General features: G+C 43.0%; 17 protein-coding genes and 1 pseudogene. 4 read left to right on the forward strand and 14 right to left on the reverse strand.

What is annotated here, in order from left to right; translation table 11 throughout:
• Positions 1 to 2 precede the first annotated feature (2 nt).
• A complete protein-coding gene (locus J5O05_RS01705) occupies positions 3 to 254 on the forward strand; it encodes a DUF3862 domain-containing protein (RefSeq protein WP_208843328.1) in 252 nt (83 codons plus the stop codon).
• Positions 255 to 359: 105 nt separating this feature from the next.
• On the opposite strand, the gene J5O05_RS01710 is transcribed toward J5O05_RS01705, so the two are convergent.
• The 5 genes and pseudogenes from J5O05_RS01710 to J5O05_RS01730 all read right to left on the reverse strand — a co-directional run bounded on the left by J5O05_RS01710 (position 360) and on the right by J5O05_RS01730 (position 3,359).
• Positions 360 to 1,268, reverse strand: a complete 909-nt coding sequence (locus J5O05_RS01710; protein WP_208843329.1) for an AEC family transporter — start codon at positions 1,266 to 1,268, stop codon at positions 360 to 362.
• A gap of 66 nt (positions 1,269 to 1,334) precedes the next feature.
• Positions 1,335 to 1,637, reverse strand: coding sequence for a hypothetical protein (locus tag J5O05_RS01715; protein WP_208843330.1), 303 nt, complete (start codon positions 1,635 to 1,637; stop codon positions 1,335 to 1,337).
• Positions 1,624 to 2,199 carry a nucleoside deaminase gene (locus J5O05_RS01720; protein ID WP_208843331.1) on the reverse strand — a complete coding sequence of 192 codons (576 nt, stop codon included), beginning with the start codon at positions 2,197 to 2,199 and terminating at the stop codon, positions 1,624 to 1,626. The genes J5O05_RS01715 and J5O05_RS01720 overlap by 14 nt, the downstream gene beginning before the upstream one ends.
• Before the next feature lie 70 nt (positions 2,200 to 2,269).
• Positions 2,270 to 2,966: pseudogene (locus tag J5O05_RS01725) on the reverse strand (aspartate/glutamate racemase family protein).
• 27 nt (positions 2,967 to 2,993) lie between these two features.
• Positions 2,994 to 3,359 carry a cupin domain-containing protein gene (locus tag J5O05_RS01730; RefSeq protein ID WP_208843332.1) on the reverse strand — a complete coding sequence of 122 codons (366 nt, stop codon included), beginning with the start codon at positions 3,357 to 3,359 and terminating at the stop codon, positions 2,994 to 2,996.
• 160 nt (positions 3,360 to 3,519) lie between these two features.
• Here J5O05_RS01730 and dbpA point away from each other — a divergent pair, with 160 nt between their 5' ends.
• Complete coding sequence (gene dbpA, locus J5O05_RS01735; RefSeq protein ID WP_208843333.1) at positions 3,520 to 4,908, forward strand: ATP-dependent RNA helicase DbpA; 1,389 nt, start codon at positions 3,520 to 3,522, stop codon at positions 4,906 to 4,908.
• A 2-nt stretch (positions 4,909 to 4,910) separates the two neighbouring features.
• Positions 4,911 to 5,468: a GNAT family N-acetyltransferase gene (locus tag J5O05_RS01740; RefSeq protein ID WP_208843334.1), complete on the forward strand. Its 558-nt coding sequence runs from the start codon at positions 4,911 to 4,913 to the stop codon at positions 5,466 to 5,468.
• Between the two features lie 84 nt (positions 5,469 to 5,552).
• Here the strand turns inward: J5O05_RS01740 and J5O05_RS01745 are convergent, their stop codons facing one another.
• Positions 5,553 to 5,978 (reverse strand): SRPBCC domain-containing protein, encoded by a 426-nt coding sequence (locus tag J5O05_RS01745; RefSeq protein WP_208843335.1) that lies wholly within the window; start codon positions 5,976 to 5,978, stop codon positions 5,553 to 5,555.
• Positions 5,979 to 6,107: 129 nt separating this feature from the next.
• Positions 6,108 to 6,587: a GNAT family N-acetyltransferase gene (locus J5O05_RS01750; RefSeq protein ID WP_208843336.1), complete on the reverse strand. Its 480-nt coding sequence runs from the start codon at positions 6,585 to 6,587 to the stop codon at positions 6,108 to 6,110.
• Positions 6,588 to 6,829: 242 nt separating this feature from the next.
• On the opposite strand from J5O05_RS01750, the gene J5O05_RS01755 reads away from it, so the two are divergent.
• A complete protein-coding gene (locus J5O05_RS01755; protein WP_208843337.1) occupies positions 6,830 to 7,876 on the forward strand; it encodes a hypothetical protein in 1,047 nt (348 codons plus the stop codon).
• 65 nt (positions 7,877 to 7,941) lie between these two features.
• Here J5O05_RS01755 and J5O05_RS01760 read toward each other — a convergent pair whose 3' ends face one another.
• The 7 genes from J5O05_RS01760 to J5O05_RS01790 form a co-directional block, all read right to left on the reverse strand.
• Complete coding sequence (locus tag J5O05_RS01760) at positions 7,942 to 8,181, reverse strand: tautomerase family protein (protein ID WP_341874726.1); 240 nt, start codon at positions 8,179 to 8,181, stop codon at positions 7,942 to 7,944.
• A 26-nt stretch (positions 8,182 to 8,207) separates the two neighbouring features.
• Entirely contained in the window at positions 8,208 to 9,107 is a 900-nt protein-coding gene (locus J5O05_RS01765) for a sialidase family protein (protein WP_208843339.1), read from the reverse strand.
• Positions 9,108 to 9,320: 213 nt separating this feature from the next.
• Positions 9,321 to 10,082, reverse strand: coding sequence for an SDR family oxidoreductase (locus J5O05_RS01770; RefSeq protein WP_208843340.1), 762 nt, complete (start codon positions 10,080 to 10,082; stop codon positions 9,321 to 9,323).
• 4 nt (positions 10,083 to 10,086) lie between these two features.
• The gene (mmsB, locus tag J5O05_RS01775; RefSeq protein WP_208843341.1) at positions 10,087 to 10,980 is read right to left on the reverse strand and encodes a 3-hydroxyisobutyrate dehydrogenase; all 894 of its coding nucleotides are present in this window, start codon (positions 10,978 to 10,980) and stop codon (positions 10,087 to 10,089) included.
• Between the two features lie 10 nt (positions 10,981 to 10,990).
• Positions 10,991 to 12,130, reverse strand: coding sequence for an enoyl-CoA hydratase/isomerase family protein (locus tag J5O05_RS01780; RefSeq protein WP_208843342.1), 1,140 nt, complete (start codon positions 12,128 to 12,130; stop codon positions 10,991 to 10,993).
• Positions 12,130 to 12,906, reverse strand: coding sequence for an enoyl-CoA hydratase (locus J5O05_RS01785; RefSeq protein WP_208843343.1), 777 nt, complete (start codon positions 12,904 to 12,906; stop codon positions 12,130 to 12,132). The genes J5O05_RS01780 and J5O05_RS01785 overlap by 1 nt, the downstream gene beginning before the upstream one ends.
• A gap of 12 nt (positions 12,907 to 12,918) precedes the next feature.
• Positions 12,919 to 14,076, reverse strand: a complete 1,158-nt coding sequence (locus J5O05_RS01790) for an acyl-CoA dehydrogenase family protein (RefSeq protein WP_208843344.1) — start codon at positions 14,074 to 14,076, stop codon at positions 12,919 to 12,921.
• Between the last annotated feature and the right edge of the window lie 79 nt (positions 14,077 to 14,155).

A 14,155-nucleotide genomic window follows, 5' to 3' on the forward strand; every position in this document is an offset into this window, starting at 1 on the left:
AAATGAAAAAATACTTAGTGATCGCATTAGCGCTTGGCCTAGCAGCTTGCTCAAAGGTTAATATTGAAAACTATAACAAAATCAAAGTAGGCATGGACAAAACGGAAGTTGAACAAGTACTCGGTTCTGCAGACAAATGCGAAGAGAAAACCCTTCATACGAATTGCGTGTGGGGTAATGAAAGTCAAAATATCACCATTAACTTTGTTTCAGACAAAGTTACTATCTACACAAAGACGGGTTTAGAAAAGTAAACAGCTCAATGTGTTAATAAAGGCGAACTACTGTTCGCCTTTATACTTTAAAACGACTGATAAAAAATTCACAACGCTTAATCTACCGCGTATAGCTACACTCAGTTAAATGTTACTCAGTACCCAATACCACAAAGGCAAGGTAACAAAACTTACGACAAGACCTAGAGCAACAAGCGCCGATGTCATTCTAGGCGCTAAATTTGCTCCAATTGCAATCGCTCCTGCCGAAATCATCACAGGCATTGCTGCTTCAAACACCACCACTTGCATCAATACTTTTGGTACATCGAACTGCAGTACTATTCCATACGCAATTAAAGGCATTACCAAAAGCTTTACAGGCAGAGCGAAAAGCAGTGGTTTGACTTCATGGGATTCAAGTCGCAACTGAAATTGAAATCCAACCGCAACCATAATTACAGGGACTAACGTTGCAGATAAGCTTTCTAGTATTGATGTTGCGATAGTCGGATAGCTATTCCCTTTGGCGAGTAAGGCAATGACAAGCGCGATAAAAGAAGGAAAGGTAATAACTTTTATTGCCATAGATTTAAAGGTCGGTTTGGCTGCAGCTGGATTGAAGACCGCGGCTAAAATGGTGGCGTATGTTGCCAACGCGACAAACGATCCTGCTTGGTCATAGATAATGGCCAACGGAAGAGCGTGACTACCAAAAAAGGCCTCGACCATCGGAAATCCAAGAAATGACGTATTACCTAAAGGCAACACGACCAATAGCGCTGCAATCGTATTTTTTGACCAGTTGAACACTTTACCTGCTAAAAGCACCAAACCTACGACTAGGAGCAAAAGAACCCAAGGTATTAAAGCAGGTAAGAGCAAATCCGTTGAAAAGACAAGTTGAGGGATTTTTAAAAGAACAACGGCTGGTAAGGCCACAAAAAGCACATACTGGTTTAATACAATTCCGGTTTCATTGGGAAACTGAGGCATACGTCTTAGGCAAGCGCCAATGACTAAATACACAAGAATGGCGACAAAGTTTTCCATAAAAGCTCTTAAACAACAAATTAGGTGTTCTATTTTAGAGATTTATGTCAAAAAGACCATGCCACTTTAGCTTAACGGGAAAAATAGCGAGGCTAAGGTATAGATACCGAGTCCTGCAAATAAAAAGACAAGTAAATAAGAGAATTTCGTTTCATACCGCGCCGAATAAAGAAGCAAAGAGCCTGTACTAAAGATGATAAAATCCGCTACTTTTTTGATTTGTGCCGAGACTAACCAGCCACTTTTGGCCTCACTCAAGGTTAGAAAGTAAAACCAGCCAGCACTTAGTACTTGCACCAAAATCCAGCAGACCACCGTACCAATCAAAATACGGTGGTGATCCTTTTTAATAACGTTAACGAGCCGCATTTACAGCACTGACACCCCGCCAGTCTTCCAACTCTTGCTCTGGCTTTTCTTTACGAAAACGAGCGTATAATGCAATTCCAACTTCGTCTTCTAAAATATCGACCGTTAAACCTTTTTCCTGCAACAAGCCTTCATTTCCGTTTGCATTAGTAACATCCCCGACAACAACACGGCTTACGCCTCGCATATACAATAAACTTGCACAAACATCGCACGGGCTTAGCGTAGTAAACAGCGTGGTTTGGCTAAAATCCACACGCCCAGCATCACGCATTGCAGATGTCTCTCCATGGTTATAAGGGTGAGATTCTTGTACTAAGGTATTGTGTCCTTTACCTAATATTTGACGCGTTACGTTGTCGATTACCACCGCACCAATTGGACATCCCCCCTCTAAAAAGCTTTTTTCCGCAAGCAATACTGCGATGCGCATAAAATCAGAATCTGTAAATTGTAACCACGCGTCGCTCGCAACCAGTACTGATAAATAATCCGTTGGCATATAAGCAATTGCACGTAATTGTTCATCTTCGAGTTGAGATATTTTTGATATTAAGGCCATAAAAACTCCTGTTAATGTTTTCCTTTATTGTTTAACCCAATTGTGCAAATCTTATGGACGCGGTTTAAAGTTAATCTTCAAGGGCGAATGCCACCGCTTTGCTTGCATGAATCGTTGTCGTATCAAGCAATGGGATTGCTGTATCACGGGCTTTTACCAATAACGCGATTTCAGTACATCCTAGAATTATCGCCTCCGCTCCCTTGTTTTTTAAATCCTCAATCACTTCTAAATAAAAATACTTCGATGAAGGGTTTATTTCACCCAAGCAGAGACTCATCATAAATAATCGTGTGTATGCCTTCTTGCGACCCTTCATCAGGTACTATCACATCGATTCCGTAATGCTCAGAAATTCTGTTTTTATAAAAACCTTCCTGCATCGTAAATTTCGTACCGAGTAAGCCGACTTTCTTTACGCCCATATCGACAAGCACCTCCGCAGTGGCGTCTGCAATATGAAACAGCGGAATGGATAATTCGGATTGAATTTGAGGCGCAACAATATGCATCGTGTTTGTACAAATAAATAAACCTTCCGCTCCTGCGCTCTGCAGCGATTTACTCGCTTTACTTAAGATTTCGGCTGCTTTATCCCAATTCCCTTCCTTTTGCAGTTTCTCAATCTCTGCAAAATCGACGCTATACAACACAATTTTAGCCGAATGCAATCCGCCGAGCGTTTGTTTTATTTGTCGATTTATGGACTGGTAATAACTCACGGTTGATTCCCAACTCATCCCACCTAACAAACCTATTGTTTTCATTCTATCGGTCCTTTTTATTCGTTGGATTTACACCCACACGTCGTTTGCTGCGGTTAATTTGCCACCAGCATCCCCTGTATTTACAACACCTCTTGGCTCTATAAACATGACATGGCATTCGCTCTCAGCAAATGGCTTGTGTTCTACACCCTTTGGAACAACAAACATTTCCCCTGCGCTCAAAGCGACCTTTCCGTCACGAAACTCGATGATCATATCGCCTTCAATAACCAAGAATACCTCGTCTGTGTCGTCATGCGAATGCCAAACAAATTCACCTTGCACTTTAGCTAATTTAAACTGGTAATCGTTCATTTCAGCAACAACGCGAGGAGACCAATGTTCGTTAAAACGGGCAAATTTTTCTTTAAGTTTGATTGCGTCGAATTTCATCTTCTTTTCACCAAATTAAGCGATTGAATAACTACTGTACGTTGCCGACCAAATTGAGTAAACCGCAATTTTAAACGAAAACACCCTAGTACAACGAATTTACTTCTGTATCTAGAAGCATGTTATAATTTCATTTTTCGATCTAAAGAAGATTACTACCTTGTCTAAGTCATTGTTCTCAGAAACGCCTCTATCCACTGCAATTTTAGAAAACCTCTCGTCGCTTGGTTATGAAACCATGACGGACATTCAAGCGCAGACTTTACCATTGATATTGGATGGAAAAGATGTCATTGGGCAAGGTAAAACGGGATCTGGTAAAACAGCCGCATTTTCATTAGGGATCTTGCACAATCTCAATGTAGACCGCTTCAGGGTTCAAGCGATTGTTGTCTGCCCTACTCGTGAACTGGCCGATCAAGTTGCTGTTGAGATTCGCAAGCTCGCGCGTGCGATTCACAATATTAAAGTCCTCACTTTATGCGGTGGTGCTCCGATGGGGCCTCAGATTGGTTCACTAGAACATGGCGCACATATCGTTGTTGGTACACCGGGACGTATTGAAGAACATCTGGTAAAGGGACGTCTTTCGCTAGATGAAGTCAATACTTTCGTGCTAGACGAAGCCGATCGTATGCTGGAAATGGGATTTGAAGACTCAATACAATGCATTGTTGAGCATTGCCCTGCACAACGTCAAAATTTGTTATTCAGTGCAACCTACCCTCAAGGTATCGAAAAGCTTTGCCAGCACATAATGAAAGCGCCTGAAAAAGTGGTTGTTGAGTCAAAGCATGATGCCAACTCAATTGAACAGTATTTCTACGAGGTTGAATCTAACGAGGAGCGTATTGATGCAGTTCACCGACTTCTGCTCCAACATCAACCTAGTAGCGCGGTTGTATTCTGTAATACAAAAGCTGAATGTCAAACCGTGAGTGACCATTTAATGAAGCTTGGCTTCGACGTAGCGGCACTTCATGGTGATTTAGAACAAAAAGACCGCGACCGCACTTTAGTTCGTTTTGCCAACAAAAGTATTACCATATTACTAGCTACCGACGTTGCCGCACGAGGCATAGATGTTGACCACGTTGACATGGTCATAAACTATCATATCGCGCATGACCCAGAAGTACACGTTCATCGAATTGGCAGAACAGGACGCGCTGGTAATAAAGGTGTTGCGTGTTCCATCATGAGTTATAAGGAATCGCACAAAGTGAATACGCTAGAAGACTATCTCGATTTTACCATTGAGCCGAGTGACTTGCCTAAAGACGACGTGTTCAGCAACAGCGTCATGAAAGCACCGATGATCACACTTCAAATCGATGGTGGTAAAAAAGCGAAGCTCCGTCCTGGCGATATTCTTGGCGCGTTAACTGCGGACGGGAAGTTAACAGGGACTCAAATTGGCAAAATTAAAGTAACAGCCATGACTTCTTTCGTCGCAGTAGAGCGAAAGGTCGCAAACATTGCCCTACAAATTATGGGCGATGGCAAAATGAAAGGCAGAAGCTTTAGAACTCGTAAAGTTCTGAATTAACAGTGAACGAGAACCTCTATTCAATACCTAATATTGAAACGAAGCGACTAAGATTACGGGCATGGAGACAAGCTGATTTCCAGCCCCTTTCAATTGCCTATGCTGATCCAAACTTCATGAAGTTCATCGGAAACGGTGTCCCTTTATCTCCACAAGAGAGTTGGCGCTCTATGGCTATGATGATTGGCCACTGGCACCTTAAGGGTTTTGGGCTATGGGCGGTTGAAGATAAAATAACAAACGAGTTTGTGGGCCGCATAGGTTTGTTTGAACCAGAAGGCTGGCCTGCGATTGAAATTGGATGGGGTATCGTTCCTGAGCATTGGGGAAAAGGTTACGCTTACGAAGGTGCACTTGCAGTCAAGCAATGGGCGTTTGAGCAATTGAAGCTAGACGCATTAATAAGTATTATTCACCCAGATAATTTACCTTCCATTGCATTAGCCAAAAAACTTGGGGCTTTGTTTAGTCATCAGGAAAACATCGGTAACTCTGCGTTCTCAATCTATAAAATGACCCTTACATCTTCTAGTTCAACAAAACTCTTATTAAAGGAATAAGCGGTTGTCTCACTGATAAACCAACTTCACGAAAAAGACAACCGTGCATTTCAGCCTATTTAGTCGCTTGAGCTAATAACGTATTTATGATTTAGAACGAACGTCTCCATTCTCAACATGTTTCTTAAAGTTATTCAAAATGCACTGCCACCCTTCCTTCTGTTGCTCAATCGAATGAATACTTTCAGCATCAAATTGTTCTAATAGGACGATTTTGTCATCATGCTCAGTAAAATAAATCGTCACATGGCGGTCGTCATCCATTTTGTATGCGATTTCCTTATGTGGCACGATGTTCGTAAATGTACCCTCGAAATCAAAACCAAATTGACCGTCTTTGGACTCCATTCGATAGTTAAATCGTCCTCCTACTTCAAATGTAAGTTCTGCACGCGGGCAGCACCAATCATCACTCGCGAAGTTCCAAGCTTGAATTGAACTTGGTGTTGTCCACGCATTCCAAGCCGCCGTTAACGAACCGACCACATTCACTTGCACTTCAATTTTCATTTCAGTCTCCTTGACACATTCCTAAAAAAGAACCATCTGCTTAATGGCGAGTTTGAAAATCTCGCTAAAAGCGACGTATTAGTTCAACTTAGCAGTTTGAACCGGCTTTAACTGCGAAGCTGAATTCCGTCACAACCACTTATACATAACATAGCTGTCTACATAACCGAATCTTAAATGTTTATAGGCCTTCGGTAGCACCCCGACAATTTCGAAGCCTAATTTTTGCCACAGCGACACAGCAGTCTCATTTGTCGAAACGACACTGTTAAACTGCATCGCCTTAAACCCTTCCTGTTTAGCAACCAATTGTGAATGTATACATAATTTTTTGGCAACGCCTTTTCCTCTCGCCTGTTCGCAAACCATATATCCGCAATTACTGACATGACTACTTGGCCCCATCGCATTTGCTTTTAAATAGTACGACCCAAGGACTGTTCCGTTTTCAATGTAGACAAAGGTTTTAAGCGGTTGAACACACCAAAGCTCGTAAGCTTCTTCTTTACTTAAAGTAGGCTCGAATGCATACGTTTCCTGCGCTTGGATGATGCTTTGGAACGTTGGCCAAAACAGTTCAAAATCTGTTTCTGACATGTCACGGATCATATTGTTCTTCTTTACAGGCGTTAAAAATCAACAATAGCGAGCATTTGACTAAATTGGAACTCTTATCTACATCGCTTTTCACTTTGTATCTAACGGCTTCTTAGCAATTTTTACTGTTTCTTACCTCAAGGATGTAATCTCGAGTAATGTGCGATTTACTACAAATGAACTTTAATGTTGTGACGTTAACTTTTTACCACAAACAGCTTGTTTATTTATGGCAACGCACTTAAGGAATAGCTATGTCGCACGTAACCTGTAAAGTCAATGAAACACAAGGCCATCAAACATTAGCAGAGTACCGCTACTGTCAATTTCGGGAACCAAGGTGGCAAAACGTCACCCAAGGTGTATCAGACGAGGACCTCGATAACAACTTTGAATTTTTAAATGGTGCTGTACTTAATCGCAGTTCGAATAATGAATTGCTCCTTACTACTACCGGCTTATTTGGTCCTATCCGTTCAGGGACGCGCGTTCATCTTGATGCATCTAGTCAAACACAAGTTATTCAAAGCGACTATGCACCAGAACAAAATAAGCCGAGTTTGATAGAAGAACTTAATGCGTTACAGCTAGAATACTCGAATAGAATACCGTCACAAAAACACGCTCTTTTAGTGAGTGGATTCTGGGTATCTGCCGTTAACGGCGCGGGGATTAACGGACTTGATGGAGCATCCAATGTATTCGGTAGCACAGGACAACTCATTTGCGAATCGGACAATTTAACGTTTCCGCTGCTAAAGTTTGGCGTTAGTGCCGACGATGACATCAAATTTAAAGAAACTCTCGCTTACTACGGGGGAAAACTACTTTCGCCAAAAGAAGAGTTTGCGTTAGGCTTTAATCAGGATTTATGGGGTATCCAGTACGACCAAAAACTGCCGAACTATATCCTCGACTATCAGTTTAGCCCAACAAAAGGAGGAGGTCTTTTCGTTGAGCACCATCCTTTTCCGCATATTTGGCTTCCCTCTCAAGGTATTGACCCTGTTTTTGGTCTTCCGACGGTGTCGAGAATACTGCTAGGCCGAAAAGTGGATCAGCGCCATGAAGATCCCTATTACAGAACGGTAAAAACAGAACAATTCCATTTCACCATGTTTGAAATACCTTTAGATGGCAGTGCATTAGCCATTCGGCCTCAGTGCATCCACAATGATAGTTTTACTCAGGGTGCACAAACTGTTTTTCTAGCCAACACACCAGCTAATACTGTTGCGCTTAGGCACAGTGCGCCAATCACACAGATGTCCGCTGGAGACGTACCTGTTTCTGATTTGTAACAAGCCAGTGCTCGTTTCATTCTCTGAACGAGCACCATTAGATTGGGCTATACGACAAAAACGTATTACGACTGCTGCTTTTTCCAATCATCTGTAAGAAGGCCTGCATATCCCCAATCACTTTCCTCAATCTCCTGAATCACAATGTGAGTATATTCAGGCTTTTTATTTAGCACTCTCGCGAGAGACTCAGTAATGTCTTTCACCAATTCTGCTTTTTGCTCTCTAGTGGCCCCTTTCGTTATTTGAACATTGACGTAAGGCATATAGTTTCCATCTTTAAATGTAATAAAAAACTCTATGATGAGTACGAAATTGTCGAACTATCACGCTATAAATTATTTGGACGTACTTTCTCAATCACTTCCGTGCTTACCCAATAGATGTTGGCTTTTCCATCCGCTTCGTCTCTGCCAAAAAATAGAAACTTACCATCGGGAGAAATCGTAGGCGTTTTATCGTTGTAGTGCGAATTCACCGTCCCGCCTAAATTAATCGGCATCCCCCAAGTTCCCTGCTTGGTTTTAAAGGAAACAAAAAGGTCGTTATCGCGTCTACCGGTCTCAGTGTTGTTTCGTGCATTCATTACGAGATAATCTTCCTTTGGTGAGATGGAAACATGCACACCAAAATCAATATTCAACTCTTCCGAACTTGAAAAATGTTCTCCGTTAGCCGTTGCCTTATAATTCCGACCTTTTGTTAGATTGTAGTAGTAAAGATCACCGCTACGCGATTGAATTGGAAAGAATACTTGGTCTTCGTTAACGGGTGCTGGTAGTGCTTGCGCGTCGCTCCAGGCACTGGGTGTTTTGTTTACGTACCATATTTTATTGTAGGTGAGGCCGGAACTGAGTGCGGTAAAGTATATTTTGTTCCCATCAAAACTTACAAAAGGATGAATTTCTTCTTCTTTTCGTCCTTTGGTGAAATCAATTAGCGTAACCGGCGTCCAAGTCTGGCCTGTATATTTCGTATGATAGATATGCGTTTTATTTTCACTATCATTCGCTCCAAAATAGATTTCTTTCAAATCGGGAGTGAATGATATAACCCCTTCGTAACGTCCACTCAGGGAAATAATGTTTGGCGCAAACACTTTTGGTATCATGGCGGGCTGCTGCTCACCTAAATATACCTGGTTGAAGATTTCCCCGTTAGGGTTGGCATAGCCATTATTCATTGCGCTTACCACCACAGCGAAAGCACATAAGTGTTTCTTGTAACTCATTCTAATCCTTAATATTTTCTTTAGAAGTGAGAACCAAACCATCCTCATTGACCGTCGACTTACTATTCGGTTTAACAACATCTCTCTTCGGATTAAACAACTTGTGCAGTGTCAATTGACGTAAAAGTGCCGATTCTATTCTTTGAAAAGTTAACTCGCGTAATTGGTAAAAAAAATGCGCCATAAAGGCGCATTTAATTTGTGACAACACGCTTACAGACGAATACCACCGTCGATTTCGATTACACGACCTGTAAAAAAGTCATTTTCGATAATGTATTTAGCCGTATGTGCGATTTCCTCGGCTTCGCCTAAGCGACCTACGGGTTTCATCGCAACTAAACGCTCTTTAGCTTCTGGTTTCATAGCATCCGTCATCGATGTACGAATGACACCAGGTGCAATCGCGCCGACACGAATACCGTATCGGCCAAGTTCTTTTGCCCAACTTGTGGTCATCGCAACGACGCCTGCTTTAGCAGCTGAATAGTTGGTTTGACCCATATTTCCAGCTCTAGCAACACTCGACATATTGATTATCACGCCGCCCTCACCACCCTCAACCATTTTGATTGCGGCTTCACGACCACAAAGAAATACGCCGGTTAGGTTAACATCGATGACCGATTGAAACTGTTGCAGCGACATTTTATCGATGATTTGGCCTTCTTTGTATTTAAGCAACATTCCGTCACGTAAAATGCCAGCATTGTTTACCAGCACCGCAATATTGCCAAAATCATCACGAATTTGATTAAAGACACCTTCAACGTCTGATTCAACGCTCACGTTTGCCACGTAAGTGTTGACTTTAATTCCGTGGCTTAACAACGCGGCTTTGGCATCAGCAAGCACAGATTCCTGCATATCGATTAGCGCCAGGTTCGCACCAAGTTTCGCCATTTCTGTTGCCATAGCGAAACCGAGACCTTGTGCACCGCCTGTGATCACGACTGTTTTATTTTGAATATCCATTACCCTAACCTTTTTTCTCAGAATACAACTTGAAAATAGCGCTGAAATCTTCAGAACCTTTGCCTTGGTTTTGCATTAGGTTATATAGATTTTTAGCCAGCGCCCCCATCGGCGTTGCTGAGTTAGTTTGTTGAGCAGCTTGTTGTGCTAACCCTAAATCTTTTGCCATTAAATCAACCATAAAACCTGGTTTGTAACCATTACTTGATGGTACATTGGGCAAAACGTCTGGGCATGGATTATACAATTCAAGCGTCCAATTACGTCCTGAGCTTGCGAGCATAATGTCACTAAGCACTTTAGCGTCCAAGCCATGATCAACACCTAGCTGAAGAGCTTCACTCGTCCCTGCCATGAGTATTGATAGCAGCATATTATTACAAATCTTAGCGACTTGCCCTGCGCCAATTTCACCTGCATGGAAAATATTCTTCCCCATGTGAGAAAGGACCGTCTTAGCTTTATCAAAGTTGGTTTCAGAACCACCCACAATAAACGTCAGCGTACCGGCAGCAGCGCCCGCGACACCACCTGATACTGGTGCGTCTACGAATGAAATACCAACCAGAGCCAATGCCTTTCCAACAAACTGAGCACTTTCCGCATCGATAGTTGAAGAATCGATCACGAGTGTCTTTTTGTCGAGGTAATTAACCAAGCCATCTTCACCCGTGAAAATAGCACGAACATGTTTGCCCGCAGGTAACATACTGACGACAAAATCTGCGTCAGCACATACATCACTGATTTTGTCCGCAAGCGCTGCACCAGCTTCTTTTAACTGCGCCATAGCAGTGTCTGATAGGTCAAAAACAGTGACTTCGTGTCCGGCTTTAACCAAATTGATAGCCATTGGTCCGCCCATGTTACCGAGACCAATAAATCCTACTTTTGCCATAACATGACTCCTAAAGACTCGCGAGTGGGTGATTGCCATCAGCCCAACGGTCTTGAAAAAATTGTTCTACAACGCTTAAATCAACATCATTGATATTTTTGAAACGCCAGTTTGGAGAATTATCTTTATCAATTAAAAGCGCTCGCACACCTTCTTGGAATTCCCCAAATTTTCCACATGTTACTGACATCGATAACTCTTGCAGAAAACAGGCCTTAAGCGACAACCCTTTTGTCCGTTTAATTTGCTCAGAAATCACAACCGCGCTTAACGGTGAACCATGTTTTAACGAAGCTTGAGCTTTAGACAACCATTTGTTTTCTGTACTGTCTAGCGACGAGATAAACTCAACTTGCGCGTCAATTGAGTTTAAAGATTGGAGTTTTTCAAGTTCAACGGCTAATGATTTAACCGCACTTTTTGGTGCGGCAGCAGAGGCATTATCCAGCTTTTGTAAAACAGAACTTAGCTTTTCATGATTTAGAGCTACCGTTTTCCCAAAGTTCGTTTCCAATAGTGTTGAAACAAGCTCGTTAAACCGCTGAGCATCAACGAAATAGTCTGCTAAACCAACAAACTTTGCATCGCCGGCATTAATAGACGCTCCCGTTAGACCTAAAAATAACCCCGCGCCAGCAGGCATCTTATTTAGAAAGTAACTTCCACCTACATCGGGGTATAAACCAATAGTGATCTCAGGCATTGCAATACGCGACGTTTCAGTAACAACGCGGTGACTTGCTCCTGCCATCAAGCCAAGGCCACCACCCATAATGATGCCATTACCCCACAACAAAATCGGTTTTTCATAACAGTGAATGTGGTAATCCAGCGCATATTCTTCGCTAAAGAACGTCTCGATGTAGCCCGCTTCGTCGCCAGATACCATCGCTTTGTAGAGACTCACTACATCGCCACCCGCGCAAAAGGCTTTTTCACCAGAACCTTTAAGTACGACTAACGCGATATCTTCTTGTTGTTCCCATGCTTTAAGCTGGGGAGCAAGAAGACGGATCATTTCCAAGTTCAATGCATTGAGTGCTTTTGGCACATTAAGCGTCGCAAAGGCGATTTTCATGCCATTGGCAGCAATCGCCTCTTCAAACACCACTGGCGCCTCTAGGTCGTTCAATGGGTTTAATTCGCTCATTAGCCGTTCACCCAATTTGGTTTGCGCTTTTCAAGGAATGCGTTTACGCCTTCTTTCTGATCTTGCGTGTCAAATAATGTGACGAATAATTCGCGCTCGAGTGGCAGTGCACTGTCAATTGTACCTGTACGACCTTTTTGGATTAGCGTTTTACACGCACTCACTGCTACTGGGCTTTGCTCTTCAACTTTCTTAGCGAGTGAAATTGCGGCTTCAAGCGATTGACCTTTTTCAACAATTTCTTCAACCAGACCGATTTGAAGCGCTTTCTCTGCAGTTAAACGTTCACCACACAGAATCATGCGCTTTGCCCAGCCCTCGCCAACTAACCAAGATAGATTTTGTGTGCCACCCGCACATGGCAGTAGGCCTACTTTAGCTTCTGGTAGCGCCATTTGCGCTTGTGCTTCAGCAATACGAATATCGCAAGCAAGCGCAACTTCAAGGCCTCCCCCCATTGCATAGCCATTGATAGCCGCAATAGATACGCCACGGAACTGGCTTAGCGTTTCAAATGCTTCTCCGAAAATACGCGACATATCTGCCGCTACACCTTTGTCGCCACTGGCAAAAACGTTTAAGTCTGCACCTGCAGAAAAGAACTTTTCGCCTTCGCCTGTGATAACGAGCGCATAGATTGCTTTGTCGGCATTTAGCTCGCGAACCATGTCACGTAAACCTGCAAGGGTATCTCGCGTCCAGGTATTTGCTGGTGGGTTTGACATCGTGACAACAGCAATGTGACCTTGTTTTTCTAATTTAAGTTGTGCAGTCATGGTTTAAACTCCTTATAAAACGCTTTGTGCGCCTTCGGCCAAAATACGACGAGCGATGATCACGCGCATGATTTCATTGGTGCCTTCCAAAATTTGGTGCACACGTACATCACGGAAATGACGCTCTAACGGGTATTCTTTGATGTAACCATAGCCACCGTGAATTTGCAGCGCCTCGTCACAAACTTTAAAACCAATGTCAGTAGCAAATCGCTTTGCCATTGCACAGTAAGTCGTTCTTTCTGCATCTTTTTCGTCAAGTTTAAACGCGGCTAGTCGAACCATTTGCCTTGCAGCAACAAGTTCGGTATTCATATCCGCGACTTTAAACTGTAGCGCTTGGAATGCCGCGAGTGGCTTACCGAACTGCTGACGTTCTTGCATATAATTAATTGCCGTATTGAGCGCTTGTTGCGCGGTACCAATTGAGCACGTAGCAATATTGATGCGACCACCATCAAGGCCCATCATTGCAAACTTAAAGCCTTCGCCTTCTTTGCCAAGTAAGTTATGTGCAGGAATACGTACGTTTTCGAATGTAATTAAGCGTGTAGGCTGAGCGTTCCAGCCCATTTTTTCTTCGGCTTTGCCGTAAATCACGCCTTCTGCATTGGCAGGCACCACAAACGCTGAAATACCACTTGGGCCGTCTTCGCCAGTGCGTGCCATAACAACTAATACATCTGTTTCACCCGCGCCAGAGATAAACATTTTCGAGCCGTTCAACACATACTCGCCATTTTCCAATACCGCTTTGGTTTTTAGCGAAGCGGCGTCAGAACCAGAACCCGGTTCCGTTAAACAGTACGACGCAAGCAGTTCGCCCATGACTAATTGGTCGATGTACTCTGCTTTTGTTTCTTCGGTTGCGAAGCTCGCTATCATCCATGTCGCCATGTTGTGAATAGTCAGCATGGCCGTCGTTGCGGTACAACCCATCGCCAGATGTTCAAAAATAATGCTTGAATCTAGACGTGATAAGCCAAGACCACCCGCTTCTTCTGGGGTGTAAAGGCCACAAAAACCAAGTTCACCCGCTTTTTTGATTACGTCTTTTGGAAAAATGTGTTCTTGATCCCATTTTGCTGCGTTCGGCGCAAGTTCAGTCATGGCAAATTGATAAGCCGTTTCAGCAAATGCTTTTTGATCTTCGGTCATATTAAAGTTCATACGGACCTCTTCTTCTGTTGTCATTTAGCAACGTTTACGCTGCCTAATAGTTATTTTCGCTTGTTTGATTAGGTTAAGG

Source organism: Pseudoalteromonas xiamenensis, assembly GCF_017638925.1.
Classification (GTDB): Bacteria; Pseudomonadota; Gammaproteobacteria; order Enterobacterales; family Alteromonadaceae; genus Pseudoalteromonas; species Pseudoalteromonas xiamenensis.